Source organism: Bradyrhizobium sp. MI1.3 (assembly GCF_055811695.1).
Genome location: NZ_JBVVPQ010000253.1, coordinates 1 through 565, shown reverse-complemented (window position 1 = coordinate 565; position 565 = coordinate 1). Strand labels below are relative to the sequence as shown.

Below are 565 nucleotides of genomic sequence, written 5' to 3'. Positions count from 1 at the left end.
ATCGCCTATCCCGACGTTGACGTCCAGATCGAGACCGGCCCTACGGCAGTTCTCGTCGACAATGTGGTTTCCCGCAAACTGGATGGAGCTTTCGTCTCCGCACCGATCACGCACGGCGAACTCGCCTGCACGCCGATCGTGGAGGAGGAGCTGGTGCTGGTAACGTCACCGATGGTGTTGTCCGACCAACATCTTACCAAGTTCTTGGCAACAGGGAGCGGCCGCAAGGTGATCGTCTTCCGCGCGGGCTGCTCATACCGTCAGCGCTTGTCGGAATATTTGACGCATCGTGGTTTTGTCGACCTGCGCTGGATGGAGATGGGAACGCTGGATGGAATCATCGGCTGTGTCGCCGCATCGGTGGGCATTTCGCTCATCCCGCGTATAGTGGCTGAGCCGGCCGAGCGGCAGGGCTTGATCAGGCTCCATCCACTGCCCAATGGCACCGGCAAAGCGGCCACCGTGTTTGTTCACCGGAAAGATACGTTCGTCTCGTCCGCCCTGAGGGCGTTCATTGAATGCGCCGGATCAGGAGCGACGCTCGAAGCTGTTCCGGAGCGATCTG

Annotated in this window: 1 protein-coding gene; it reads left to right on the top strand. The window is 60.2% G+C overall.

What is annotated here, in order from left to right; translation table 11 throughout:
• Positions 1-565 (top strand): LysR substrate-binding domain-containing protein (locus AC0L3A_RS40900; protein WP_473256603.1); only part of this gene is annotated, 565 nt, incomplete at both ends.